Below are 26,026 nucleotides of genomic sequence, written 5' to 3' on the forward strand. Positions count from 1 at the left end.
GATGTACGTAATAAAAAGAGACGGAAGAAGAGAGCCTGTAAGTTTTGACAAGATTACAGACCGAATTAGAATACTGTGTTATGAGCTAAATGAGTTCGTAGATCCTGTAAAGGTAGCGATGAGAGTTATCGAAGGATTATACGATGGAGTAGCTACTTCTGAATTAGATAATCTGGCAGCAGAGACTGCGGCTTCTATGACTGTGACGCATCCTGACTATGCGCTGTTAGCAGCTAGAATAGCAGTATCTAATTTACATAAGAATACTAAAAAAGTCTTCTCAGAAACAGTAGAAGATTTATATAGATATGTCAACCCTCGTACAGGACAGGAAGCTCCACTTATCGCTGACGATGTGTATGAGGTGATTAAAAAGCACAGTGAGAGATTAGATTCAACTATTATTTATCAACGTGATTTTAACTATGATTACTTTGGGTTTAAGACACTAGAGCGTTCTTATTTATTAAAGCTTAATGGTAAGATAGTAGAGCGTCCTCAACATATGCTTATGCGTGTAGCGGTAGGGATACACTTAGATGATATTGATTCTGTTATAGAAACATACGAATTGATGTCTAAGAAGTATTTTACACATGCTACGCCAACGTTATTTAATTCTGGAACACCTAAGCCTCAGATGTCATCTTGTTTCTTATTAACAATGAAAGATGATAGTATTGAGGGAATATATGATACCTTAAAACAAACTGCTAAGATTTCTCAATCGGCTGGAGGTATAGGTCTATCTATTCACAATGTACGTGCGACAGGATCTTATATCAGAGGGACGAATGGTACTTCTAATGGTATCGTGCCTATGCTACGTGTGTATAATGATACGGCTAGATATGTAGATCAAGGTGGTGGTAAGCGCAAAGGTAGTTTTGCTATTTACTTAGAGCCATGGCATGCAGATGTATTTGACTTTATCGAATTGAGAAAAAACCACGGTAAAGAAGAAATGCGTGCACGTGATTTGTTCCTTGCTTTATGGATCAATGACTTATTCATGCAACGTGTAGAGGCTGATGAGAAATGGACTCTAATGTGTCCTAATGAGTGCCCTGGTCTTTGTGATGTATATGGAGAGGAGTTTGAGCAACTTTATCTGAAGTATGAGAATGAAGGTAAAGGTAGACGTACAATCAAGGCACGTGAGTTATGGGAAGCTGTTCTAGAGGCTCAGATAGAGACAGGAACACCTTATATGCTTTATAAAGATGCGGCTAATGCGAAGTCAAATCAGAAGAATCTAGGTGTGATTAGATCATCTAATTTATGTACTGAGATTATGGAGTACACTTCTCCTGATGAAGTAGCGGTATGTAATTTGGCATCTATCTCATTGCCAATGTTCGTAGAAGATGGTCAATTTAATCATCAGTTTTTATTTGATGTAACGAAGCGTATTACACGTAACTTAAACCGTGTTATCGATAGAAACTACTATCCTGTAGAAGAGGCGTATAATTCTAATATGCGTCATAGACCTGTAGGGTTAGGAGTACAAGGATTAGCAGATGCATTTATCATGATGAGAATGCCGTTCACTAGTCCAGAAGCAAAGCAATTAAACCAAGAGATATTCGAAACGATATACTTCGCAGCTTTAACTGCCTCTATGGAGATGGCTAAAGAGGAAGGAGCATATTCTACGTTTGAGGGATCACCTATTTCTAAAGGAGAGTTCCAATACAATATGTGGGGTGTGAAAGATGAAGAATTAAGTGGAAGATGGGATTGGGCTTCTTTGAGAAAAGAAGTAATGGCTAATGGAGTGAGAAACTCTTTATTATTAGCTCCTATGCCTACTGCATCTACTTCTCAAATCTTAGGAAATAATGAGGCATTCGAACCTTATACATCGAATATTTATACTAGACGTGTGTTATCAGGAGAGTTTATTGTTGTAAATAAACATTTATTGAAAGACCTTGTAGAGTTAGGTCTTTGGAATGAAGATTTAAAACAAGAGATCATGCGTGCGAATGGTTCTATTCAACATATTGACTTTATACCTGCTGATATTAGAGAGTTGTATAAAACGGTATGGGAACTTAGTATGAAAGATATCATTGATATGTCTCGTCAACGTGGATATTTTATTGATCAGTCTCAATCTCTAAACTTGTTTATGGAAGGAGCGAACTATGCTAAGTTAACCTCTATGCATTTCTATGCTTGGAAGTCAGGGTTAAAGACAGGAATGTATTACTTGCGTACGAAGTCTGCTGTAGATGCGATCAAGTTTACTTTAAATAATGAGAAGAAAGCTAATCCAAATGCTATAGAAGAAGTAGAGCAGGTGTCTGTAGAAGACTATCAAGCGATGTTACAGCGTGCTAGAATGGCTGCTAATAATGATGAAGATTGTGAAATGTGTGGTTCTTAAAGAACATACTTTATTGATATTAAAAGGTAGTTCTCTGAGCTACCTTTTTTGTTGTATCTTTGTACCATTAACAGTTATATACTATGTCTAAAGAAACTAAAAAAGGTATTTTTAAAGGAGCGATAGAGAAAGATGCTAAAGGAAATTATTTCTGTGGGCCTTATTTATTAGATTACCAATATACAGAAGCAAACTTCAAAGTAGGTGATGTGATTAGCATTAAGAAAGCTATTGCTAACCCTAGTAATATGAGTAGAGAAGACTACCCAATGAAGTCAATGAAGTTCTTCTTAGCAGGTGAAGAATAAGATTATAGAGACGGAGTTATACCAGAACTATAGATAAGAATAGGTAAGGAGTGATGAATAGTCACTCCTTTTTTTGTTCATGTTCTGTAAGATAATCGTTATATTTACTGTTAAAGAAATAAGCTATGAGAAAGATATTCTCTATTGTAGGAGGATTGTTATTATTGGGGATTGGTGTTTTTGTGTATCAGAATTATTATCAGGAGAACAACTACCCTTCTAAACCTAAAGTTGTAAAAAATAGTAATCGTATCCGCACTATAATAGATGAGAAAGATATAGGATTAGATATATATTATCTAATCAAACAAGATAATGGAGAAGATATAAGAATAGATCATGTATATTATTATGACGTAGTCGCTCCTGATTATTCTAGTGAGAATTACATTCGTTTTACAGATAAAGACAGAGAGTTAGTTGGTCTATATAATGATAAAGGACAAGTGGTCATAGAACCTATATATTCGGGATTAACCAAAGTACATAATGGTATGCTATATGCTCTAAAAGGTGCTGTAAAAGATAATATAGGGAGGAATGGTGATAGACATAATGTACTTCTAGGAGGAGATACCTATCTTTTAAATACTAAAGGGGAGGTATTAATTGAAGATATGCTTGAACCTCATATTGATTTGGATATGTTTAGCTTAAAAATTACTGATGAACCTTTAGAAGATAGTTATTATGTTAGCTTAAAGGGGATGAATGGTAAGTATTATAACTTCGTTCAATTAGAGAAGTATTTACAGTATTTCACAGAACAGGTATTCTTACCAAGTACAGAAGGAAGTAAATGGGAGAAGTATCTATCAGATAATCTGAAAGTGAACTTAGAAATAGATAATGATAATATAGGTGATTATATAGTTATCGATAAAAAGGAATTGTTAGAAGATAAGAGGGAACTAATAACTCAAGCATTTGACTTAATAAGAAACGGAGATAGCAGTCGTTATCACATAGATTATTATATAGAAGATGGAGTGATAACTGATGATACAGAAATCACATCTGAGCAAGACAGACAATTATATTTAGATGACGAAGGCAAATGGAGAAGTGCTGAGTTTCCTGCGTTTAGTGTAAATATAAAGGAAGTTAAAGGTAAGCAGACGAGATCTAATCACTTTGATTTCTATAGAAATAAAGAAGGCGGAATGACGCTTTATCAGATTACTATTCGCGCTCATTATTTCTAATCAAGGCGGAATGGTTTTATTTAGGGGATTAGTTGTAAATATACTAAAATGTTCTTTTTTTCTCTTTTCTGGAGGAGTTAATCGAGGAATATAAGCAGTATATTTGTGGTTTAACACACAACAAATTTATTGTTTAATATGAGTTCTTTATATTATATAGATCGCACTAAAATTTCTTTAGATGATGTCATGTTTAATGACAACGTAAAAGCTGAGATTACTCAATTTCTAAAAGAGTATAAATACCGTGATATACTGATGAAGTATAATCTCCCTGTTAGTAATAAGATATTACTTTATGGTAAGACAGGATGTGGTAAGACCATGACAGCTAAGGCTATTGCTAAACATTTAGATAAGAAACTTATCATTGTTAATCTTGCTACTATTGTTTCTTCCAAGCTAGGAGAAACGGCTAAGAATATTGAGAGTTTATTTAAAGAAATTCAATACGAGAGTTCTGTCCTATTCTTTGATGAGTTTGACTCATTAGGCCAGATTAGAGATTATGACAATAAGGATAACAGTGAGATGAAACGTGTAGTGAATGCTATCTTACAGTTGATAGATAATCTACCACAGAAGTCTATTCTTATGGCAGCTACGAATCAGATACACATGATCGATGAAGCTTTAGTTAGACGCTTTGAGTTACAGTTAGAATATACAGCTCCGAATAAAGAGGCTCTTGACTTCTATTACGATAAGTTGCTAAAGGAATATCCAGAAGAGTATAGAACATTAACGAGAATATATGACGTTTCTTATGCAGAGGCAAAGAATCATGTATTCAAAACAGTAAAAGATAATATTATAAATAGCCAATTATTATTAGAGGCTGATCAAAATAACTAGTTGAACATTTGCTTATGATGAAATGGGAAAAGTTACTATCACTAAAGAAGTATGGTGACACTTTTGTTAGAAATAGATTAGATGAACTAGAGACTCGTATAGGGTTTGAGGTGGACTATGATAGAATCATCTTTTCATCACCATTTAGAAGTTTACAAGATAAAACACAAGTAATCCCTCTGTCTAAGACGAACTTTGTTCACACTAGATTGACACATAGTTTAGAAGTGTCTGTGGTAGGACGTTCTTTAGGTAGAATAGTAGGTTCTAGTCTTTTAAATAAATATACTTATTTAGCAGAAGAATACGGATATACAGTAAATGACTTCGGGGCTATAGTAGCAGCGGCTTCATTAGCACACGATATTGGTAATCCTCCATTTGGGCACTCTGGTGAACGTGCGATAGGGGACTTCTTTAAACGAGGACTAGGAGCTAAGTATAGAGATCAGGTAACAGATAAGGAATGGCAAGACTTGATTGACTTTGAAGGTAATGCAAATGGTTTTGCTATACTGACGAAGAGTCGTCCTGGTATGGCAGGTGGTTTGAGAATCTCTTATGCTACTCTTGGAGCCTTTATGAAGTATCCTAAAGAGAGTTTGCCTAAGAAATTGACTAGAGATATCTCAGATAAGAAATATGGCTTCTTTCAAGAGGATAAAGAGGCATTTATTGATGTAGCGAATGAACTAGGTCTTATATCTAAAGACGATCGTACTGAAGCAGCATATTTTAGACATCCATTGGCTTTCTTGGTTGAAGCAGCAGACGATATATGTTATACTATAACAGACTTCGAAGACGGTATTAATCTCGGATGGATACCAGAAGAGCACGCTCTAGAGTTTTTAATCAAGATTGTTCAGAACAGTATTAACCCCCAGACTTATGCTCAGTTAGCTTCTAAGGAGGATAGAGTAAGTTATTTAAGGGCTTTAGCTATTGGTAGCTTGATACAGGATGTGTGTAGAGTGTTCTTAGAGAATGAAGATAAGATATTAGCAGGTGAGTATCCTTATGCCTTAACGGAGAAGTGTAGTTATATCGCTCAGATGAAAGATATTCTTTCTGTGAGTATTAATAAAGTATACCAGAGCCGTGAAGTGATAGAGAAAGAGATAGTAGGGTATAAGGTAATCAATGCTCTGTTAGAAGCGTTTACATCAGCTGTAAATAACGTCTATTACGGAGAGGAGAGCCAGTATGATCTATTGATTATGTCTCTATTACCAGATAAGTATAGAATAGAGAATGATAGTGTGTATGTGCGCTTAATGAATATATGTCACTTTATCTCTATGCTGACTGATGGTAAAGCTTTAGAGTTGTATAATATGATCAAGGGAAACGATAGATAAAATCATATCTTTTATAATACAATCAAAAAGAGGTAATAGTATTTAACTATTACCTCTTTTTTTAGCTTAAAATATCAGTGAAATTAAATTACTCTCTTGTAGTAGGTATCCAAAGATGTGCGTATTTCATCATATCTTTTTCCCAAACTTTATCAGCTTCAGGAGCTTTGATTTCTTTAGCTTCTTCTATAGTCTTACCTACGATATCACCTTTACTACCAGCTACAGAATTACCTCCGTCTTTAGTAGCAATGGCAAAAGTTGCTTTAGAACCATCTGTAGTAATATCTTTTACGTATACAGTAAGGAATTGTCCAGTTCTTCCTGAATAATAACCAGTAGAACCAGTTACTTCATAGATTATTTGTCCTTTAGTTTCGTCTGTAGCTACTTTTTTAAGTGTAAATGACGCTGAATCACCGAAACCATTCCCCATATTTGCTCTAAAAAGGAAAGCCTCATCTTTATCATTTAGTTTGAATACATACTGAGCTTGTGGTTTGTTGTCTTTGTCTAAGATAACTTCAGAACCATAAACTCCTTTTAGTTTATCCATGTTCTGTACTTTCTCTTGCTCTTTGTTTAATTGTAACCAACCAAACTTCATACTTCCATGAGGATTGTCAGCTTTAATTGTAACATTTCTAGTTGTAGTTTTCTTATCAGTTGGATATGCAGTATTTACTGCTTCACTTTCAGTATCAAAAGTGTAATCCATATGGATTTGTACACCATTTTCTGTTTGTTCTCTAAAGAAGAATGTTTTATATCCTTTACCATCTTTAGGAGTAGTTACAGCTTTGATAACATTAGCAGTGTTTTTATAAACTTTTACTACATTATAAACTTCATTTGTTGCCTGATCATTATCAGCAAAGAATATAGTAATCTTATCTGATTCAAATTTAAATGGCAATGGCATTGTTGGTGTATGTGGGAATACATAATAACCAGTGATAGGTAATGATGTACCAACCTCTACTTGATCTTTTTGTTCTGGTCTGATGATTTCGTTATCATCACTAGAACAACTCGTCAACAAAAATGCAGTGATTGCAAATAACGAAAGTACTTTTTTAATCTTCATTTTTAATAAGTTAGATTGTTTAATTATTTAGAACAAATGTAAATAAAATATCTAATTCTACAATAGTTATTTTTATTTTGTCTAAATAATTAATATTAAGTACTGATTTATAGTTTGTTATGTTGTTTTAGTGGATGGTGTTTATTGTAATGAATCTAAATAAAATAGATAATCTAAAGAGCTTTATTAGTTTTTTTGAAGAGCAAAGAAAGTAAGGAGGTGAGATGCGAGACTATAGTGCACAAAAAAAGGCGCTATAATTAATTATAGCGCCTTCTCTATGTTTTCTATTTATTTGTCTTAAACAAATAAATAAGTTTGATTCTTAAGCTTCAAATGGTAAAATAGAAACGTAAGACTTGTTGTCTTTTTTCTTTTGGAATTTAACAACACCGTCAACTTTTGCATGTAAAGTATGATCTTTCCCCATGTAAACGTTTTCACCAGCATTGTGCTTAGAACCTCTTTGTCTAACGATGATATTTCCAGCGATAGCTGCTTGACCACCATAAATCTTAACGCCTAAACGTTTCGATTCTGATTCTCTACCATTCTTAGAACTACCTACACCTTTTTTGTGTGCCATGACGTTTTAAATTTAGTTTGTTAATTACTCAGCTGCTTCAGCAGTTTCTTTTTTAGTTGCTTTCTTTTTAGCTCCTCCTGCATTGATTCCCTCAATAACAATTTGAGTTAAAGCTTGTCTGTGTCCGTTTTTCTTTTTGTAACCTTTTCTTCTTTTCTTTTTGAAAACGATTACTTTGTCACCTTGTAGGTGTTGTAAAACTTTAGCTTCCACAGAAGCACCTTCTATAGCTGGGGCGCCTAGAGTGATGTTGTTGTTGTCATCAACTAAAAGAACTTTGTCAAAAGTAACTTTTGATCCTTCTTCAGTTGCTAAACGGTGTACATACACTTTTTGGTCTTTGCTAACTTTGAATTGTTGCCCTGCTATCTCTACGATTGCGTACATAACAAAAAATTAAAATGTTTATTAAGGGTGCAAATATACATTTAATTTCTTATTTACAAAAGTTTTACACCTCCCATTTAGAATATTTTTTATTTCTATTTTGGTGTAAATGAGTTAGTTCTGTTATACTTCATTATCTTATAAAGTTTGCTTAAGGCGAGGTGTGATAGATCATTAGTAGTAGATCTATGCCTTTGATGGCGGTGTTATCTGTTTGATGAAGTTTATTTAGTACTGTCGATGAATGTCAATTTGGTGGTGTATTGGACTGTTTATTTAATAAAATATAAAAATATTTTAGAAATAGTGTAACATAATTTAAAATATGGCTACTTATTAGGTTATAACCTAATTTCAAAATATTGTAGAATGAAAAAATCTTTATTGGTTTTAGGCTCATTATTCTTCGGAATATCTGCCTTAGCTCAAAAAGTGGAATTCGAGCAGTACACTTTAGATAACGGATTACACGTTATCTTACATCAAGACAAATCGGCTCCTGTAGTAGTGACATCAGTGATGTATCACGTAGGGGCTAAAGATGAAAACCCTGATAGAACAGGATTTGCTCACTTTTTTGAACACTTATTGTTTGAAGGAACGAAGAATATCGAGCGCGGTGAGTGGTTTAAGATAGTAACTGCTAATGGGGGGAATAATAATGCTAATACTTCTGATGACCGTACTTATTATTATGAAGTATTCCCTTCTAATAATTTAGAGCTTGGACTTTGGATGGAGTCTGAGCGTCTGATGCACCCTATCATTAATCAGATAGGTGTAACTACTCAGAATGAAGTAGTAAAAGAAGAAAAGAGACTACGTGTAGATAATCAGCCTTATGGTCAATTATTCTCAGAGGTGAAGAAAAATCTATTCGTTAAGCACCCTTATCGCTGGGCACCTATTGGATCTATGGAACATTTAGATGCTGCTACTTTAGATGAGTTCTTAGCTTTTAACAAGAAGTTTTATTTACCAAATAACGCTGTTTTAGTTGTAGCTGGTGATTTTGAGAAAGATCAAGCAAAAACGTGGATTAAACAATATTTTGGACCTATTGCTAAAGGAAGTCCTGTTGTAAAAAACAAATTTGAGGAAGCTCCTATAACAAAAGAAATTCACGCTGAGTTTCAAGATCCGAATATTCAACTTCCAATGTTAGTAGAAGCATATCGTACACCATCTATGAAGACTCGTGATGCTCGTGTGTTAGATATGATCTCGTCTATTTTATCAGGAGGGAAAAGTTCTAGATTGTATAAAAAAGTAGTTGACCAAAAGAAGATGGCTTTAGAAATGGCTTCATTTAACTTAAGTCAAGAAGATTATGGAATCTACTTTATTTACGGTATTCCGATGCAAGGTTTTGCTTCGGCTGATTTAATTAAAGAGATTGATGAAGAAATCGAGAAATTACAGACTGAGTTGATTTCAGAGCGTGACTTCCAGAAACTTCAGAACGTTTTCGAAAAGCAATATGTTGATTCTAACTCTAATGTAGAAGGATTAGCTGAGAATCTTGCTTCTTATTACCTATTGTACGGTGATGTTAATCTAATTAATACGAATATAGATATCTATAGAAGTATCACTAGAGAAGAGATTCGCGATGTAGCTAAAAAATACCTGAATAAAAATCAAAGGTTAATTTTGGATTATATCCCTACAAAGAAAGCTAATAACTAATTTTAACTGTAGACTAGAAATGAAAAAAATATATATTTATGCTGCAAGTGTAGTGTTTGCTTTGGCAGCTTTAGAAGTACAAGCTCAAGATAGAAAACAGCCTGTAGCGGGGCCTGCGCCAGTAGTACATGTAGGACAGCCTACCTCTTTTGTATTAAAGAATGGGATGAAGGTGATGGTTGTTCAGAATACGAAGTTACCTCGAGTATCTTATACATTGAGTATTGATAATCCGTTAATCTATGATGGGGAGAAAGCAGGAGTAGCTTCTATCTTATCTGAAATGTTGGGGAATGAGACGAAGAAGATGAATAAAGATCAGTTCTTAGAAGAAATAGACTTCTTAGGAGCTAGAATTAATTTCCATACAGGTGGTGCTTCAGCGAATGGGTTGTCTAAACACAATGAGACTATTCTAAACTTACTAGCTGATGGAGTAATCAACTCTGTGCTGACACAAGAAGAATTCGACAAGGCAAAGGCAAAAGCTATTGAAGGAGTAAAGGCTGGTGAGAACAGTGTGACTAATATTGCTCGTAGAGTAGAAGACGCTGTGCTATACGGGAAGAATACTCCAGTAGGAGAATTCGAAACGGAGAAGACATTAAGTAATGTAACTTTTGCTGATGTTCAAGCATACTTTAAGAAGTATTACTCTCCTGAGAACGCATACTTAGTAGTGGTAGGAGATATTGATTATAAAAAGACAGAGAAGTCTATTAAGGGGCTTTTTGAGGCTTGGAATAAATCGAATACACAGTATAAAGATGTTGTTTATAAAGGGAACGTTGGCGCTACAGAGATTAACTTCGTAGATATGCCTAACGCTGTTCAGTCAGAAATAGCGCTAGTGAATGAGGTGGAATTAAAAATGACTGACAAAGATTATTTTGCTGTTATTTTGGCTAACCAAATTCTTGGAGGAGGAGGAGAAGGTCGTCTTTTCTTAAACTTGCGTGAAGCACATGGTTGGACGTATGGAGCGTACTCTTCTATAAGTCCATCTCGTAAGTATCCTGGTAAATTTAGAGCCACAGCTGCAGTGCGTAACGTGGTTACAGATAGCGCTGTAACAGAGTTTATAAAAGAGATAGACCTTATCCGTACGACTCCTGTTAAAGAAGATGAACTGAAGTTAGCGAAAGCTAAATATGTAGGGGACTTCGTGATGGAAATCCAGAAACCTGCTACTGTAGCTAGATATGCTCTTAATAAAGAGCTGTATAAGCTTCCAGTAGATTTTTATGAGAACTACATTAAGAATATCAATGCTGTAACGATAGCAGATGTACAGAAAGCTGCTCAGAAGTATTTCCTTAAGGATAATATGCGTATCGTTATCGTAGGTAAAGGTAGCGACGTATTATCAGGATTAGAGAAATTAGGCTATCCTATTAAGTACTATACTAAAGAGGCTGATGAAGCTAGTAAGCCAGGCTTTAGTAAAGCAGTACCTGCTGGAGTAACTGTTAATTCTGTAGTAGATAAATATTTGAACGCTATCGGTGGAGAGAAGAAAGTAGCAGAGATCAAATCTGTTGCCATAACTAGTACTGCTGAAGTACAAGGGATGAAACTAGAATCTATATCTAAAATGAAAGAGGGATATATCTTAGTAGAGCAGAAGATGATGGGGAATACTTTATCTAAGCAAGTAGTGACTCCAAAAGCTGGTTATGTAATGCAACAAGGCCAAAAACTGGAACTTACAGGTGATAAATTAGCTGAAGTACAAAGTGAAGCAACAATTTTTCCTGAGTTAAAAATGAAAGCTAATAAAAGTGCTATTGTTACTGGTGTAGAGTCTTTTAATGGTAAAGATGCTGTAGGTGTTAAAGTTGGTAAGTCTGTTTACTATTATGACTTGACTACTGGACTTAAAGTAGGTGCTGTAATGACTCAAGAGCAAGGTGGCCAAGTAATGAATATGACTACTAAGTATGAGGATTATAAAGAAGTGAAAGGGGTAAAAATACCTTTTAAACAAGTATTAAATGTAGGAATAGAGATTGTTAATATCGTTACAGATGTTAAAATCAACGAAGGAGTTACTGACGAGGATTTTAAATAATTGATTATCTAAATAATAGAATTGAAAAAGCAACTGATTTATCGGTTGCTTTTTTTATTTTTGTACCATCAAGAATGTAATTTTAAAATACCACAAAGATGAAAATAGTAAAGTCAATAGGCTTCATGATGTTAGGAGCTATATTAGTAGTATCGTGTAAGAATGAAGAGAAGACGGCTGATGCGTCAGTATCTACTGCATCTACAGAAGTAGCTGGTAATGTGGAGCACACTACATTTAAGATCGATGGAATGACGTGTGAGATAGGATGCGCCAAGCTTATAGAAGGTAAGTTAGCAGGGCTAGACGGAGTGAAGTTAGCTAAAGTGGACTTTGATACTAAGACTGCAGAGATAGACTTTGATGAATCTAAGCAGAGTGTAGAGTCATTAGTAGGTACTGTAGAGAAGATCGCTAATGGGATTTATAAGGTAGAGAGCGTTAGTGCTACTAAATAATAAGAACAATATAAGAGTAGGGGCATTCCTCATCTGTTTAAATATTTGATCTAAAGCGAGTGTGTTGATACATACTCGCTTTTTTTATTGGTTTTAATGCGAGTGAGTCCGTTGTGAGTCCGTTATGAGTCCGTAGTGAGTCCGTTATTTTGGATGATTTAACGGAGTCATGATGTACTGATGATGTAGAAATATAGTTCGCATGACGCAGAAGACTCCTATAAAAACAAAATGGAACTAATCTATACAGACTAGCTCCATCGGAATATAAAAATCGAGATGTATTCTATTTTATAATAGGTGTGTTTGCATCCTGTTTACTAGTCCATTTAAGTGTCTCTAGTAGTGTTCTCATATCTTTCTTTACATATTCTGTAGCGGGTAAGATAGAGTCATAGTTTGGTTTAGCATAGAAGTATAGAGAGGCTACGATAAAGTTTTTTATACTATCTGTAGCGTAGAACTGTACATTCGTAGCAGCATTTCCCTGTACATCATATAGCATACCATATACTCTGTCATCAGAGTTGATATAAGGTTGTTCTATAATCTCATCAGCCTTCACGAAGTGCTCATAAGTAAGCTTCTGTGCGTCTTTTAGCAGTAGATTTAAGTTGTTTTCTACAGGCTTATAGTTGATGAAGATGGTAGCCTTCATCTGTGGATAATGTATTTCTAGTGAATTCTTTTTAGCCTCTTTAATAGTAGACCATTGATTTTGACTAAACTCAAAACCGTTTTCGTTTTGATAAGTCTTATATTCCTGATTAGGATAGTCTAGAGCTAAGAAAGCATTTGGCTTAGGAGTAGTATCCTCTTTGCAGGCAGCGAAGAAGGCTACAGATAATAGTAAAGTGCTTATATATTGGAATTTCATCTTTCTTATTTCGATTAAGGTTTACAAAGTAGTAACCTACTTAAAACGGCAAATTGTCATTATTAGTCTCTTTAGGGATATTAAAATTGTCTACAGCCTCTTTTTTTTCTTCTTCAAAAGATGTTTTTTGTCTGTAGTCATTTTCTTTTTTGGTATCTAAGAACATAAACTCTGTTACCATAATCTCTACTGTCTGTCTATTCATGCCATCTTCTCCTTGCCATTGACGGGTGCGTATTCTCCCTTCTACATAGATGCGATCTCCCTTAGATAGATATTTCTCACACACTTCAGCAGCTTTGTTTTTGACGACTAGATTATGCCATTCTGTAGAAGTATATTTTTCTCCGGATGTTTTATTGACATAAACTTCGTTAGTCGCAATCGGAAAACGACCTATACAATTACCATTTTCGAAGTAATGCATCTTGACGTTATCACCTAAGTGACCTATTAATGTAACTTTGTTAAGGGTACCGTTCATAGTGTTAGGATATTAGTGTTTTTAAATCTAAGGATGTAATAAAGTTATGAATTACAATCGGAAAACCAAATTTATTTAAATCCTCCCAACTCGTTTGTACAGAAGGTGTTGCTTCTATTTGTACGCACCAGAACTTGATGTGTAACTTCTGATGTGATAGCTGGTGTGTGATAGCGTCAGTCGTCAGTTCTTTTATCTCCTTTATATATAAGGTGTCGTATCGCTCTCTCAGTGCAGAGTCTATGTCTTCTATATGATGAGTGAAACTGTCAAATACTGGAAATTGGTATAGTTGTTGCCAGATATCTTTAGCTGTGCGTTGTTCTATATGTGTATTACCATCTTTATCAATGAAGATGATGAAGTCTAAATAGCGTTTTTTTACCTTTACCTTGCTTAGTTTGATAGGGAGTACAGCCACCTGATTAGTCTGATAGGCTACACACTCTTTAATAAAAGGGCATGATGGACAGTCAGGACTCTTCGGGGTGCATTGTATCGCACCGAAGTCCATGATCGCTTGATTAAAGGTCGCAGGATCATGCTGAGGAATTAGAGTAGCCGCTAGTGCTTGAAATTCTTTTTTAGTAGTATTGGTAGAGATATCAGAAGTGATACCGTACACACGTGATAATACTCTGAATACATTGCCGTCTACTACAGGTACTACTTCATCATAAGCGATAGAGGCTATGGCAGCAGCAGTATATTCTCCTACACCTTTTAATGTAAGTAGTTCTTTATAATTAGGAGGAAATACTCCATTTAGTTCATAGGCTACCTTTTTTGCTGTTGCATGAAGGTTTCTAGCTCTACTGTAGTAGCCAAGTCCTTGCCATAAGCGCATTACATCATCTTCGGGTGCATCTGCTAGATCTTTTACAGTAGGATAAGTGGTTAAAAAGGCTTCAAAATAGGGTAAACCTTGCGCTACTCGCGTTTGTTGCAGTATTATTTCTGATAACCAAATGGCGTAAGGGTTTTTAGTTTCTCTCCAAGGTAAAAAACGTTTGTTTTCTAAGTACCAAGTAATGAGTTTATTAGAAAAAATCATTGTAAAAAGTATTGAACGCAAACTTAAAACTTTATATATTTAAATTTTAATCAATTAAGGTTGAATTATTGGGATATAAATTAATATATTTGCACACTCTAAAAATATCAGACAACAACAAAATAATTTATATCTAAAATGACGAAAGCAGACATTGTAGCTAAAATTTCAGAAAAATTAGGGCTTGAAAAAGGTGAAGTACAGGCAACAGTAGAATCTTTTATGGAAGAAGTAAAAGGATCTTTAGAAGCTGGTGAAAATGTTTATTTAAGAGGTTTCGGTAGTTTTATTATTAAAACTAGAGCTGAGAAAACAGGAAGAAATATCTCTAAAAACACAACTATCAGAATCCCTGCACACAATATCCCAGCATTCAAACCAGCTAAGGTGTTTGTAGAAGGCGTAAAGTCAAACACAGAAGTAAAAGTAAAATAATTTATTAATCTCTAAATTACACACATTATGCCAAGTGGTAAAAAAAGAAAAAGACATAAGGTAGCGACGCACAAACGTAAAAAAAGAGCGAGAGCTAACCGTCACAAAAAGAAAAAGTAGTTTAAAACTACTTTTTTCTTTTAGTAGAAAAAAGATACTGAAAAAACTTGCCTTGCAAAAGGTAAGTTTTCCAGATAGAAATATCTGTATTAATGTTTAATCCATCTATACAAACTCATTTGGTCTTTTAGACATCGTAATGGATGAGTATGGATAAAAATGTACAGTGTGAATAAAGAGCTAATTGTTAGGTCGAATTCTGATACAGTAGATTTTGCCTTATTAAAAGATGGAAAACTAATTGAACTACACAGGGAGAGAGAAGAGAGTGAAGATGATGGTTTTCAAGTTGGCGATATCTTTATCGCTAAGATTAGAAAACCTGTAGCAGGACTTAATGCTGCATTCGTTCACGTAGGCTTTGAGAAGGATGCTTTCTTGCATTACCATGATCTAGGTCCTAATCTTCGAACTTTACTGAAGTTCACTAAACTTGTAAGCGGAGGTAAATTAAAAGATTACTCCTTAAAGAACTTTCCTTTTGAGGAAGAAATTGATAAAGATGGAGTGGTTAGTGATGTATTAAGTGCTAATCAGTCTTTATTAGTTCAGATTGTTAAAGAACCTATTTCTACTAAAGGACCTCGTATTAGTTCTGAACTTTCTATAGCAGGACGTTATGTAGTCTTAGTTCCTTTCTCTAATAGAATCTCTATTTCTCAAAAGATAGAATCTAAAGAAGAAAAAGAACGTCTAAAGAAACTTCTTCAAACAATCAAACCAAAGGGATTTGGAGTAATAGTACGTACTGTGGCAGAGGGAATGAAGGTAGCTGAGATCGAAAAAGATCTGCAGAACCTAATGACTCGCTGGAACAATATGTGCAAAAAATTAAGCGTAGCTCATCATCCTTCTAAAGTATTAGGAGAGGTTAATAAAGCATCATCTATTCTTAGGGATGTGTTTAATGATACTTTCACGGGTATCATGACTGATGATGAGGATATGTATTACCAAACGAAAGACTATTTGCAAGAGATAGCTCCTTCGAAAGTTTCTATTGTGAAGCACTATCAATCATTAGAAGTTCCGATTTTCGAAAAGTATAATATCGAACGTCAGATCAAGACTTCTTTTGGTAGAACTGTTTCTATGAGTAAGGGAGCTTATTTAATCATAGAACATACAGAGGCGTTACACGTCATAGATGTAAACAGTGGAAATCGCTCAAACAAAGCTCAGTCTCAAGAAGACACTGCCCTTGAAGTTAACCTTATCGCTGCAGCTGAGATAGCTAGACAGCTTAGATTAAGAGATATGGGTGGGATTATCGTAGTGGATTTTATTGACATGGGGAACCCAGAGAATAGAAAGACACTATACGACTTCTTAAAAGAAGAAATGAGTGATGATAAAGCAAAACACAAGATCTTGCCTCCTAGTAAATTTGGATTAATTCAAATCACTAGACAACGTGTTAGACCTGAAGTTAATATTGAAACAAGAGAAGAAGATCCGAATGAACACGGTGAAATCGAAGCTCCTATTCTTGTTATTGACAAAATAAAGGCTGACCTAGAAAATATTATTTCGAAAGATAAGTCGAAAAAAATTATCTTAAATACGCATCCATTCGTTGCTGCTTATTTAACTAAAGGAATTCCATCTATTAGAGCTAAGTGGTACTTAGAGTTTAAAAAATGGGTTAAAGTAATTCCACGTGACGCTTACACGTATCTAGAATACCATTTCTTAGATGATAAAGGAAATGAACTTTCAGAATAACAAAAAAACCACTAGTCGGAGATTAGTGGTTTTTTTGTTTCTAACCTTTTTATGGGACACTAGCCTTTTAATAATCAAATATTCTTTTCTTAAAAAAGTGGTGTAAAACTGTGCGAAGTCACTTTTTGTCTTTTTTAATACCAGCGTTATACTTATAAGGTATAGTTTTTTAAATAATAATTTTTGTCAGTGAGTGTAGAAGAATGTTTGCTTTCTAGCTATTGTGTTTATTATTAGTAGTTTATTTGTGGTGTTTTCTATCTTATGATTTGCTTTGTATAATTTTTTAAACTCTTAAAAAAGTAATTTAGTCATACAAAGGTTTTACTATAAGTGTTTGTCGTTTACTCGTATGATTTAGAAATTTTTATCATCCTGAATAAGCATACAGATATAAAATAGAAAAAGAAGAAGAGAAGCTGTTTTGAGTGCGAGTGATGAGTAGAGGAGCTATGTTTAGCTCCTCTATTTTATTTAGGGCTACTGAGTTCTAATGTGATTTGAATCGTTTTAGTATTTCCATCAGCATCTACTATGGTTAAATAGTGTATGCCTGGATCTGCCTGTATAGCTTGCTCATGAAATAATGAGGTCTCGCCTAAGTATTCTTCATCTAGGTACCAGTATAGTGTTTTAGCAGGGTTGCTGGTTGCTGCTTTAGCTATAAAGGGCTGCACATTAGAATAGAAGTCTTTAGTTAGATAGATTAGATCATTGTGCTTAGGATAGATAAACTCTGTCGTATTCTGTGTGCTATAATCTATACAGTCTGGTCTATAAGGAGGAAGGTCTTTATAATCACTGTGATGTCGCTTATAGAAGTGAGCCATAGTCGGAGGTAAGATGAACCAAGGTTGATTCATGATATTGTCAATGGGTTCACACATACTGTTGACCTGATAGCTCATTGACTGATCTAGGTGAACAAGTTTGTGATAAGGGCATAGCTCCGTCTTTTTAGCACGATAAGGTACTAGTTCTGTTCTCTTGTCACAGTATGGGCCAGCTAGGTATCCTGATTGGGTACATACTTCTATCTCTTCCATGTCGTTTAACGGTTGTTCAAACCAGCTCGTACGTGGTAATAAATTAAATACGTCAAATAGTATAGGACCAGCCATACGCACTCCACTGATAGATGGACGACCTTCTCCTGAGGCATTCCCTACCCAGATGCCTACTACATACTTTTTATTAACACCGACTGCCCATGCATCTCTACCTCCAAAGCTTGTACCTGTCTTCCAAGCTATTTTAAGCGATGAGTCATAGTATCTCCATGCTTCATCTCCTTCTGGTCGATTAACTTGTGTAAGTGCTTTAAAAGTGTTGTAAATAGCTCCTGCGCCAAGATGTGCTTTCTCTTTGCTATCCTGTCCAAAGTCAAGCTGAATGTTTTTATTCCAGTTTAAGTCTTGTATTTCGTTGCTTCTATATTGACCTTTTGTTCTATTGTAATAGTTAAGGGTAGAAGCTAGTCCTGTATATGCTTTCGTTATCTCCCATAGATTGCTCTCCGCTCCTCCTAATATCAGGGATAGACCATAGTGATTAGGGTGTTTAGAAATAGATTTAAAGCCCAAGTTTTGCAATTGATTATAGAATCTATAGATACCATATTTCTGAAGCATTAATACAAAAGGAATATTTAGTGATCTAAATAAGGCTTCGTCTGCTGGTACTGCTCCTTCATAAGAGCTATTAAAGTTCTCAGGTTTATAGCCCGATATCACTACAGGTATATCAGCAGCTAATGTTTTGGGTAGGAGTTCTGCATCATCTAGCATACTCGCGTACAAGAAGGGTTTAATGATACTCGCTGTACTGCGCTGTGCATGGATGATGTCTACATCTTTTTTATGTTGTACTGTAGTAGGGGTATTTCCTACATAGCTGATGATATCACGTGTTTCTACATCTATGACGATAACAGCCATATTATAGATTTCTGTTTGACTATAATTAAAATAATACCCCTTCACGATATCATTGACACGTTGTTGAATATTATAGTCTATCGTAGTATGATTTCTCTCTTGACTATTTGTCTTAGCTACATACTGTAATAGGTGAGGTGCTATCTGAGGTAGCTCATGAGGCTTCTGAGGTAGAGGCTCTTCTAATGCTAGTAGATAGGTGCTCTCATCAAAAGTGCCTTTGTCTAGTAACTTTTTCAGTAAGGCATTTCTTTTTTTAAGTAATGTTTCTTGGTTTTTTCCTGGGTATATTAAGCTTGGAGCGTTTGGTAACACTGCTAATGTAGCGCTTTCTGCCCAAGATAACTGTTCTGGTGTTGTCCCAAAATAACGCCAAGCAGCTACTTCTATACCTACCACATTACCTCCAAAAGGGGCATGCGATGCGTATAGGCTTAATATTCTATCCTTACTATACTTAAACTCTAGGCGAGTAGCTTGTATCGCTTCAATAAGTTTCTCTGAATAGCTTCGTTTCTTACCATCTCTAGATAGACGAATAGTCTGCTGTGTAAGTGTACTTCCTCCTCTGACTACCTTGTCAGACTGAAGATTAGCTCTAAAGGCTTTTATCATTGACACGGGGTTAACTCCCCAGTGATAGTAAAAGTATTCGTCTTCGAAGGTAATAATACACTCCTTAAACTTATAAGGTACAGAGTCTACTTCTGGAAAACGCCATTGTCCATCAGTGGCTATCTGTGCACCGAGAAGTTTATTATCATTACTTTCTATTACGGTGGAATAGGGCTTAGTAAACAATTCGCTAGGTAGCGAAAAGTAATAGAGTACTAAGAGAATAAAAGCGATGATCGTCATCACTTTTCTCTTTAAAGACCATGTTTTCCAATTCAAGTTAGGTTTCAATTTCATATAAAATAAAAATACAGGGAATTTTGTTTCCCTGTATTTATTTAATGATTGTCAATTTATTATTTTACTACTTCTATCCATTGTCCTGCTGTACGGCATCTGTATGAATTGTCATACATCGCTTCTGCATAGACTCCTGGCATATAATACTTACCTAGGTAAGATGCATTTAATACTACTCTTAATGTCTTTGTCTCTCTTGGATTAAGACTGAAGTAGAAGTTAGAACGGTCATCTCTGATATCTGTGTGTTGTACAGGATTACTCACTTCACCAGCATCTGTGTATCTCAGGTTTACAATCTCCCATCCAGATGGGATAATCTGTGTCAATGCTACATTATCAATGCTGTTAACAGTAGTATTCGTAATCGTAATATAAGCAGAGAACTCTGTTCCTTGGCTCAACTGAGTAGGGTTAATTACTTGCTGACTTGCATCTCTAAACGAGGTGCGAATACTGATATTACTTTCGTCTGTCAATTCTTTTCCTACAGGAAGGATACCACTATAAGCCACACGAGCATAAACAGTAGAGGTGTTCTTATTGACTAAACTAACTTCATTAGTAGAAGATATCGTTTTAAAGTCATACTCATACATATTGTTTTTTGTCGTAGCATTTGTAGTTGTTCCATTATTTGTGAAGTCTACATTGATACCTTCTTTTGATTTATTATTCTTTACATAAGCTGAGATTACGTTTAGTCCGAATGCTGTACTCTGTGTACTCATCCATGTATTAGAACCTAATCTTTTTGCTAATGTGTTTGCATACTCATGCATTAACTTATTATTCGATTTAGTCAGAATAAGTGTTTCTAATGCCATAGCTAATCTTCTCTCATAAGAACCATAATAGTAATACTGAGATTGATTATTCTCTATAATAGGTGAGCTTGCTATTAGTTTATTAGCAGCTTCTTTTTGCCCCGCTAAAGCATAGGCTGCTGCTAGACGTAACTTCGTATCAGCAGAAATACCTGTAGTTTCTCTTAGTCTGTTCATAGAGGCTAAGTCAGCATTACCTGCTAGTGCTAATGTGTATAATCTATAAGCCTGCGCAATATCATTATTATAACGACTGCTGTATGACCATGATCTTACTGCTTTTTGTTGATAAGCGATTGCATTAGCTTTACTTCCAATAGGTAGTGCATATCCTCTTTTCTCAGCTTCGATTAAGAAGTGTAAAATGTATGAAGTGGTCCAGTCATCAGAATAAGAATCACTGCTCCAGTATCTAAAGCTACCATCTGCCATCTGACGTTGAGCTAATGTCTTTAACCCTTCGTTGATATTGCGTTGTAGACTTTCTTTTTTACTCTTACTTACATAAACTAAATCTTCTAAGAAGATCTGAGGGAATACTCCAGAAGTCACCTGCTCACTACATCCGTGAGGATATTTAATCAAGAAGTTTAATCTAGATGTTAGATTAATACCAGGGAAAGTAGATAGCTCTAGAGTAGCTTTATTACTACCTGTCACCCCAAACTTCTCCCATTCGATTTTATTTGTACTGTTCGGTTCTAATACAATATCTTCTGTTTTTACAGTGATAGGATTAGGATTTAGTACATCTAACTCTACTACATAAGTAGCTCTCTCTTTACCAGAGATAGCTTCTATTTCTATCTTAGAAATACCTGTTTTTTGTTGTACTTCTAAGTCACAGTATACTACTTTTTCGTCAGGTTCACTGAATGTTATTTCCTGTGTAGCATTATTCTGAATCTTAAACTTGTCATCTGTTTTTACTTTCACAGTTACATTTTTCACATGACTTTCCATAGCGAATACTGTGATCGGTAGCGTCACTTTCTCTCCTGGTACAGCTCTTCTAGGAAGAGAACCTAATATCATCAGAGGGTTGTTTACTTTGACCGTTTTTTCTACATTTCCGTATGCTTTAGTAGCTACATTAGAAGCAACTACCATCGTACGAACTGATCCTATGTACTTAGGTAGTTTTACTTTATGAGTTCCAGTTTTGCCTCCATCAAGAACGAATGGTCCTAAGTGGATAACAACCGGTTTAAACCTATTTGCTTTCTTCACTTGACCAGCTCCAAGGTCTTCATCTCCCCCTATGCTGAATACTTGATTAATAGCACCACCATAAGCTCCAATAACGTTGTCATAGATATCCCAAGTACGCACACCTAAGGCAGTTTTGCTATAGAAGTTATCCCATGGATTAGGAGTCTTAAAACGTGTTAGATCTAGTAGACCGTCCTCTACTATGGCTATAGTATAAGTCATTTTTTGACCTGCCTTTTCTTTTACTTGAACAGTGAATTCTTGTTCAGGCTTTAGTTTGTCAGGCATAGTCAGAACAGGCTCTAGTTTAGTCTTCTTATTGTATACATTGATAGGAGCTACTCCATACATACGTATAGGAGAGTTATTTAACGTAGAAGCATGTGGCTGTATAGCAGATACATTGATATATACATTAGGCGACATCGCTTCTGTAGTAGCGATTTCGAATGTCGTTTCTCCTTTTTGAGTTTTCACCCAATGTGTCTCTAATACAGTAGATCCATTCTCTATAGAGATTAATGCTCTACCACCTTCACTAGAAGGGAAAGATAGCTTTATCTTCTCTCCTGTATTATAATCTTTTTTATCTGTAGCTAGGGCTAATACCGTAGCTTCTTTTCCTTGTGAATGTTTGGTTTTACCAGACCAATAAGGGTAGTCTACATATACCACAGAAGAGGCAATATGTTTACCGTATTTATCACGTGCAACAATCTCATAAGTACCCCAGTCTTGTTCTGGAATAGTCAGAGACATAGTAGCTGTACCGTTAGAAGATGTCGTGTAATCTACCGCATCTTTATACACAGAGTAGTAGTCTGAACTACTATAACTAGATGCTCCATTGTTATTAGAGCTCCACCACCAGTATCCTTTTTTTCTATAAACAGTTACGTTGATATCATGAGGCTTCGGAGCCCCTTGTGCATTCACAGTAACAAAAGAGAATTTAAGTGGTTCGTCTGTTTGATAATATCCGTATTTATTAGCATCAGGTGCCTTTATCCCTACATAGGTATTGTATGGAGAGATCGTAGCTGTAGATACATCAGTAGATACATCACCTCCGTTCTCGTATACCTTAGAAGTAAAGATTGCTTTTAGCATTCCTGTGTTTTCTGGTATATTATTTAGATTAACAGAAAATGAAAAGTCACCTTCAAAGTCTGTTGATCCTGAGAAAGCATTTATCTCTTGAGAACCATAAGAACTCAAGCTGTTACTAAACGAATATGTTTTATAGTTAGAGAAAGTTGTTGTTTGAGGAAGTAACTTTAGGGTTACTTCAGCTTTTAAGTTTTTAGCAACACTTCCTTGTAACCACTGTACGTTATAGTCGACTCTAGCACTGTTACTATTGCTGTAAACAGTTTTGCCTTCGATTGTGTTTTTAATCTTTAAACGATTCGGTTTTATCGTTTCTATTTTAATTTGCTTGTAAAATTTAGCACCTCCTACACTTACAACTGCCTGCCAATTCCCTGTAAGAGATTCAGGGTTTGTTTTTAAGACATAAGCATAGTGATTATTAGCATTCTTTTTCTGTACTATCTGATCTACTACTTTCCCGTAAGGATCAGAGAAAGTTAGTTTGATCGGGTGGTTAGCAGGTAGAGGATTAGCTAGATCATCAAGAATGAAATCTAGGTAAATGTTGTCTCCTGGTCTCCATACTCCTCTTTCAGTATAGATATATCCATTGATACCTTTTTGTAACGTAGTACCATCTACATCATAGTTACTCATAGATAGAGAGTTTGCCTCATCTATTTTTACATAAGTTGTATTTCTATCATCTTTTATAATAGCAAAGGCAGGTTTCTTTTTCTCTAGGTTAACAATAAGAATACCGTTAGTATCAGTCTTAGCAGAAGTAATTAATTGTTGTCTATATGTATAGAATTCTACTGTTGCTGCCGCAACAGGATCTGTTGTAATCAGATTCGTAACAATCGTTGTATAGATGTTATTATTACCACCTTTAATGATTACACCTAAGTCAGTAGCTAATACATTAGTAGCTGCTTTCTCGTGATAGTAGTAGTAAGATTTAGAACATGGGTCATCTTTCTCACTCCAGTTATAGTAATAGTAGTAATCATCATCATAATACTCATCATCTTGATTTAGTTCCTCATCTGTATTTTCTTCTATATCCTCATCTGTAGTCTCGCTGTCTTGACTCTCAGCACACCCATATAATGAATACGAACGATCAAAAGAGAACTCCACTCTGTATATCGCTCCTGGATCAGGACTAATAAGAGTAGATAAGTCTAAGGCATAAGTATTGTACTGCATTAATGCTTTAGGATTCGCATTTGTCAGTTTAATCGTAGTTTTTGCGATAGGATCAGCCACTCTGTTAAGGCTGTATTTCCCATCTATATTATTCTCTTGTAAGAATTGAAGAATATTGTTTTCGTATATTTTGTAAACTTTTACATCTACAGCTTTTAGTGTAGTAGCTCTAAAGTTTATTTTTAAATTTTCTGAGCTAGGTAATATTGTACCACTGTTGATCAGTTGTACATCAGGTTTAGGAATACCGAAGTTTAGCTCTACTACTTCTGTAGTCAGCGTTTTATTTCCTTTGTTATCTTCAATACCTGAACTGATTCTAATATTAATTTTGTCTTGTAACGGTTTGTCTGCAAATACTTTTAAGACGTTTCCATCTGTTGAGAAAGTTAGTTTTGCATCGTTATTCTCTAAGTCTATTAAACCATTAAAGTCTTGATTTTTCTTAAGAGGGTTCGAAAAGTTAATCCAAAAAGCTTGTGCGTCATCTACAACAGGCTCAACCTTAAAGTGATCAAAGTAATTCTGTTGAGGTACCGTGTGTACTTCAGTGCTTTTAGCCGCGTTATTTACAGGTTTACCATTGATAACGATATCAATCGATGATTCTGAAGGGGTTCTCTTAATCTTATTGATTGTGAACTTAAATTCTTTAGCTTCTGTTTTATCATCACTATCAAATTTTAGATCTAAGTTCTTTTTTTCTTGTATTGCTGTTAATACTTTTTTAGCATCAGCAGTAGTTAACCAATCACTTGTAGTCAGTACGCCATTAAGTACATATTCTGTATCTGATACGCTCTGAAGGTCTAATAACTGTGTATGGAATGTCTGAGGTACAGTCATCACCATAAAAGAGAAGTTCTTTAGTGCATCTTCTGTCTCTGTAACTTTGTCTAAATGAAAAGTAATATTATACCTCTGATCTTGTTTTAATCGCTCAGATGGGATAAAACGGATCACGTCTGTAGGTAAGTAGACTACTTTTCCTTTTACAGCTGGAGTGATTGTAAATAGGTCGCTGTCCAACTCCTCATTAGGAGCCCAGTTTTTCCAGTTTTTTGGGATACTGATATCGATAGGATCTTTAGTAGAGATAACACCTGCTGTAAAAGCAAGTATATATTCACTAAAAAGCTTAGGGTTGGATAAGTTGACATTTAAATCCCCATTCTTTTTACAAGACTGGAGCGCTATAAATGCACAACAGATGAGGATAAGTAGATTTCTGAATTTCATAGTTATAAGCAGTTTTTTATTTTCTTTTATTTTCAAAAAACGATTTCATTAAAGCAGTGCATTCCTGTTCAAGAACACCTGAGACTACTTCTGTTCTAGGGTGAAGTTGTCCTCCTATGGCTTTATATCCTCTTTTATCATCAGATGCACCATAAACAATTTTGGTTATTTGACTCCAATAAAGGGCTCCTGCACACATCTGGCAAGGTTCTAAAGTTACGAATAAAGTGCAGTTTTTCAAATATTTAGCGTTTAAGTAATTAGCAGCAGAAGAGATAGCTTGTATCTCTGCATGAGCAGTTACATCGTGTAATAGCTCTGTCAAATTATGACTTTTAGCTATAATTTGGTTATTGGCAACTACGATTGCTCCTACTGGAATTTCTCCCTTATCATACGCTTCTTTTGCTTCGCTTAAAGCAATGCGCATAAAATATTCATCATTGAAAAATGTATCCATTCTTTTGTGTTAACATAAATGCAAACTCAAAAGTA

General features: G+C 35.1%; 19 protein-coding genes. 10 read left to right on the forward strand and 9 right to left on the reverse strand.

Annotated features, from left to right (window positions below; all coding sequences use genetic code 11):
* Position 1: 1 nt before the first annotated feature.
* From AABL87_RS05155 to dgt, 5 genes are all read left to right on the forward strand, one after another.
* Positions 2 to 2,395 (forward strand): ribonucleoside-diphosphate reductase subunit alpha, encoded by a 2,394-nt coding sequence (locus AABL87_RS05155; RefSeq protein WP_071307200.1) that lies wholly within the window; start codon positions 2 to 4, stop codon positions 2,393 to 2,395.
* An 83-nt stretch (positions 2,396 to 2,478) separates the two neighbouring features.
* Positions 2,479 to 2,703, forward strand: coding sequence for a hypothetical protein (locus tag AABL87_RS05160; protein ID WP_006257415.1), 225 nt, complete (start codon positions 2,479 to 2,481; stop codon positions 2,701 to 2,703).
* Positions 2,704 to 2,828: 125 nt separating this feature from the next.
* A complete protein-coding gene (locus AABL87_RS05165; protein ID WP_006266281.1) occupies positions 2,829 to 3,908 on the forward strand; it encodes a hypothetical protein in 1,080 nt (359 codons plus the stop codon).
* Between the two features lie 138 nt (positions 3,909 to 4,046).
* Positions 4,047 to 4,763, forward strand: a complete 717-nt coding sequence (locus tag AABL87_RS05170; protein WP_006257413.1) for an AAA family ATPase — start codon at positions 4,047 to 4,049, stop codon at positions 4,761 to 4,763.
* Between the two features lie 14 nt (positions 4,764 to 4,777).
* Positions 4,778 to 6,124 (forward strand): dGTP triphosphohydrolase, encoded by a 1,347-nt coding sequence (gene dgt, locus AABL87_RS05175; protein WP_036474401.1) that lies wholly within the window; start codon positions 4,778 to 4,780, stop codon positions 6,122 to 6,124.
* 88 nt (positions 6,125 to 6,212) lie between these two features.
* On the opposite strand, the gene AABL87_RS05180 is transcribed toward dgt, so the two are convergent.
* The 3 genes from AABL87_RS05180 to rplU form a co-directional block, all read right to left on the reverse strand.
* A complete protein-coding gene (locus tag AABL87_RS05180; RefSeq protein ID WP_006266284.1) occupies positions 6,213 to 7,211 on the reverse strand; it encodes a hypothetical protein in 999 nt (332 codons plus the stop codon).
* Between the two features lie 325 nt (positions 7,212 to 7,536).
* Entirely contained in the window at positions 7,537 to 7,797 is a 261-nt protein-coding gene (gene rpmA, locus AABL87_RS05185; RefSeq protein ID WP_006257409.1) for a 50S ribosomal protein L27, read from the reverse strand.
* A gap of 24 nt (positions 7,798 to 7,821) precedes the next feature.
* The gene (gene rplU / locus AABL87_RS05190; protein ID WP_006257408.1) at positions 7,822 to 8,184 is read right to left on the reverse strand and encodes a 50S ribosomal protein L21; all 363 of its coding nucleotides are present in this window, start codon (positions 8,182 to 8,184) and stop codon (positions 7,822 to 7,824) included.
* 369 nt (positions 8,185 to 8,553) lie between these two features.
* Here rplU and AABL87_RS05195 point away from each other — a divergent pair, with 369 nt between their 5' ends.
* The 3 genes from AABL87_RS05195 (at position 8,554) to AABL87_RS05205 (ending at position 12,402) form a co-directional block, all read left to right on the forward strand.
* Entirely contained in the window at positions 8,554 to 9,873 is a 1,320-nt protein-coding gene (locus AABL87_RS05195) for a M16 family metallopeptidase (RefSeq protein WP_006257407.1), read from the forward strand.
* Between the two features lie 19 nt (positions 9,874 to 9,892).
* A complete protein-coding gene (locus tag AABL87_RS05200) occupies positions 9,893 to 11,944 on the forward strand; it encodes a M16 family metallopeptidase (RefSeq protein WP_058699257.1) in 2,052 nt (683 codons plus the stop codon).
* A gap of 98 nt (positions 11,945 to 12,042) precedes the next feature.
* Complete coding sequence (locus tag AABL87_RS05205) at positions 12,043 to 12,402, forward strand: heavy-metal-associated domain-containing protein (protein WP_006262778.1); 360 nt, start codon at positions 12,043 to 12,045, stop codon at positions 12,400 to 12,402.
* 286 nt (positions 12,403 to 12,688) lie between these two features.
* On the opposite strand, the gene gldD is transcribed toward AABL87_RS05205, so the two are convergent.
* The 3 genes from gldD to mutY are packed head-to-tail and all read right to left on the reverse strand — an operon-like array spanning position 12,689 to position 14,838.
* A complete protein-coding gene (gldD, locus tag AABL87_RS05210) occupies positions 12,689 to 13,279 on the reverse strand; it encodes a gliding motility lipoprotein GldD (RefSeq protein WP_058699258.1) in 591 nt (196 codons plus the stop codon).
* A gap of 40 nt (positions 13,280 to 13,319) precedes the next feature.
* Positions 13,320 to 13,763 carry a single-stranded DNA-binding protein gene (locus AABL87_RS05215; RefSeq protein ID WP_006260551.1) on the reverse strand — a complete coding sequence of 148 codons (444 nt, stop codon included), beginning with the start codon at positions 13,761 to 13,763 and terminating at the stop codon, positions 13,320 to 13,322.
* A gap of 4 nt (positions 13,764 to 13,767) precedes the next feature.
* The gene (gene mutY / locus AABL87_RS05220) at positions 13,768 to 14,838 is read right to left on the reverse strand and encodes an A/G-specific adenine glycosylase (RefSeq protein ID WP_081048722.1); all 1,071 of its coding nucleotides are present in this window, start codon (positions 14,836 to 14,838) and stop codon (positions 13,768 to 13,770) included.
* Between the two features lie 117 nt (positions 14,839 to 14,955).
* Here mutY and AABL87_RS05225 point away from each other — a divergent pair, with 117 nt between their 5' ends.
* Positions 14,956 to 15,252 (forward strand): HU family DNA-binding protein, encoded by a 297-nt coding sequence (locus AABL87_RS05225; RefSeq protein ID WP_006257401.1) that lies wholly within the window; start codon positions 14,956 to 14,958, stop codon positions 15,250 to 15,252.
* Between the two features lie 288 nt (positions 15,253 to 15,540).
* A complete protein-coding gene (locus AABL87_RS05230) occupies positions 15,541 to 17,097 on the forward strand; it encodes an Rne/Rng family ribonuclease (protein WP_006257397.1) in 1,557 nt (518 codons plus the stop codon).
* A gap of 470 nt (positions 17,098 to 17,567) precedes the next feature.
* Here AABL87_RS05230 and pbpC read toward each other — a convergent pair whose 3' ends face one another.
* Genes pbpC through AABL87_RS05245 form a run of 3 tightly spaced genes read right to left on the reverse strand, consistent with a single transcriptional unit; the run spans position 17,568 to position 25,991 of the window.
* A complete protein-coding gene (pbpC, locus tag AABL87_RS05235) occupies positions 17,568 to 19,946 on the reverse strand; it encodes a penicillin-binding protein 1C (protein WP_341277045.1) in 2,379 nt (792 codons plus the stop codon).
* Positions 19,947 to 20,005: 59 nt separating this feature from the next.
* Positions 20,006 to 25,531: an alpha-2-macroglobulin family protein gene (locus tag AABL87_RS05240; protein ID WP_341277046.1), complete on the reverse strand. Its 5,526-nt coding sequence runs from the start codon at positions 25,529 to 25,531 to the stop codon at positions 20,006 to 20,008.
* Between the two features lie 16 nt (positions 25,532 to 25,547).
* Entirely contained in the window at positions 25,548 to 25,991 is a 444-nt protein-coding gene (locus AABL87_RS05245) for a nucleoside deaminase (RefSeq protein WP_006257394.1), read from the reverse strand.
* Positions 25,992 to 26,026: the final 35 nt, after the last annotated feature.

Source organism: Myroides sp. C4067 (assembly GCF_038039665.1).
In the GTDB taxonomy this organism is placed as follows: Bacteria; Bacteroidota; Bacteroidia; order Flavobacteriales; family Flavobacteriaceae; genus Flavobacterium; species Flavobacterium odoratimimum.